At 71.0% G+C, this 2,182-nt stretch carries 1 protein-coding gene; it reads right to left on the minus strand.

The window, feature by feature from the left end; translation table 11 throughout:
• Nucleotides 1-228: 228 nt before the first annotated feature.
• Nucleotides 229-2,182 (minus strand): response regulator (locus H0W38_RS21370; protein WP_292457988.1); only part of this gene is annotated, 1,954 nt, incomplete at its 5' end.

Here is a 2,182-nt window from a genome sequence, read left to right on the forward strand (position 1 = left end):
GAGCAGCACAGCGCAGTCGCCGCGCAGCGGCGACCGCCGAGCCGGCGCGCTGCCGCACACCCGCCCACGGCTTTGCCCGCGCCGAGCGTTCGCACGACAGTCCAGCCGAACGTCCGCAAACGGCCGGTTCCAGACCCTCCCCGGCGTCTCATCCCTCGCGGAAGGCGCACAGCGCCATGGACCACTGAATGAGCGAGCCCCGGGCGCCAAGGGCTGAAGTGCCCGCGCTCAGGCCAGCAGCCGCGCCAACAGCTCAGCGTCGACCGGCTTGACCAAGTGGGCGTCAAAGCCGGCGTCGCTGGAGCGCTGGCGGTCGCTGTCCTGTCCGTAGCCGGTGAGTGCGATCAGGCGCAGCGCCAGCCAGGCCGGCTCGGCGCGGATGAGCCGGGCAAGCTCGTGGCCATCCATGACCGGCAGACCGATGTCGATCAGGGCGACATCGATGCGCTCCTGGCGCAACAGCTGCAGCGCTTGCGGCCCGTCGTGCGCGATGCAGGTGCGGTGGCCCCAGGCTTCGAGCAAGGTGGCGAGCATGTCGGCGGCATCGGCGTTGTCGTCGACCACGAGCACGCAGCGCGCGGCTTGCACGTGCGGCGCGGCAGCGCGCTCGACGGGCTGCGCCGCCGGCATGCCCTCCGGCAGCACCGGCAACTCCAGCGTGAAGCAGCAGCCCTGCCCGCGGCCCGCACTGTCGGCGTGCAGTTCGCCGTCGTGAAGCCGGGCGAGGCTTTGCGCGATGGCCAGGCCCAGACCGAGGCCGCCCTGCGGGCGGTCGGGGCTTTGCTGCCCCTGCGCGAACAACTCGAAGGCGCTGGCCAGTTCCTCGCGGCTCATGCCGGCGCCGTTGTCGGTGACGCACAGATGCAGCCGCTCGCCGACGCGCCGCACCTCGACCCCGATCGAGCCGCCGGGATCCGTGAACTTGGCGGCGTTGGTCAGCAGGTTGGAGACGATCTGCACCAGCCGCACCTCGTCGCCCTGCACCTTGCAGCCCTGGGCCGGCACGCGCACGCCGAGCTGGTGGCGGCGCTGTTCGATCAGCGGGCTGGCGGTCTCAACGGCCTTGGCGACCACGCCCCACAGCTCCAGCGGCACGCGCTTGAGCTGCACCGTGCCGCGCGTGATGCGCGCCACATCGAGCAGGTCGTCGATCAGGGCGACCATGTGCTGCACCTGGCGCTCGATGATGGCGCGCTCGCGCACGGCGACGTCGCCGCTCTGCAGGCGCATGAGGTGCAAGGCGGTGACGATCGGTGCCAGCGGGTTGCGCAACTCGTGTCCGAGCATGGCGATGAACTCGTCCTTGGTGCGCGTGGCCGTCTCGGCAGCGCGGCGTGCCCCGACCAGCGAGCTCACGTCGTAGGCGACCACCGCTATGCCGCTCACGCTGCCTTCGGTGTCGGTCATCGGCTGGTACACGAACGCAAAAAAATGTTCCTGGAGCCTGCCGCTGGCCGCTTCACGCAACTCGACCCTCAAGGCGTCGCCGCTGACCGATTCGCCGCTGCGGTACACGCCGTCGAGCATCTCGAAAACGCCCTGGCCCGCAAGCTCCGGGAAGATTTCGGCCACCGTGCGCCCGATGGGTACGCGGCGGCCGGCCAGCTTTTCGTAGGCCGGGTTGGCGAACTCGAAGTGGTGCTGCGGGCCGACCAGCAATGCCACTGCGGCCGGCACCTGCTGGAACACCCGGCTCAGCCGCCGGTTGATGGCGTCGTCGATCTGATGCAGCTTGGCGCGCATGAGCTGGTTCTCGACCCGGGCCACCAGCTCGCGCGCCGAGAACGGCTTGACCAGGTAGTCGTCGGCACCCGCGGCCAGGCCGTCGAGCCGCGCCTCTTCGCCCGAGAAAGCCGACAGGAGCAGCACCGGCACCGCGCGCAGTTCGGGATCGGCGCGCAGCGAACGGACCAGCGCCAGGCCGTCCTGTCCGGGCAGGGACACGTCGCTGATGACGAGATCGAACGGGCGCTCGCGCAACGCGGCCAGCGCCTGCGCGCCGTCGCTGGCGAACTGCACCTGCCAGCGCGGCGCCAGCAGGCGGGCCACGTAAGACCGCATGTCGGCGTTGTCGTCGACCACCAGCACGCAGGTCGCCGCCGCGGCAGGGGGCAGCTCCAGATCGAGCTGGGCACCGGCGACGGCCGCAGCACTGCCCGCCAGGCGCTCCAGTTCGTCGAGT

This window comes from Methylibium sp., from assembly GCF_013817365.1.
In the GTDB taxonomy this organism is placed as follows: Bacteria; Pseudomonadota; Gammaproteobacteria; order Burkholderiales; family Burkholderiaceae_C; genus Methylibium.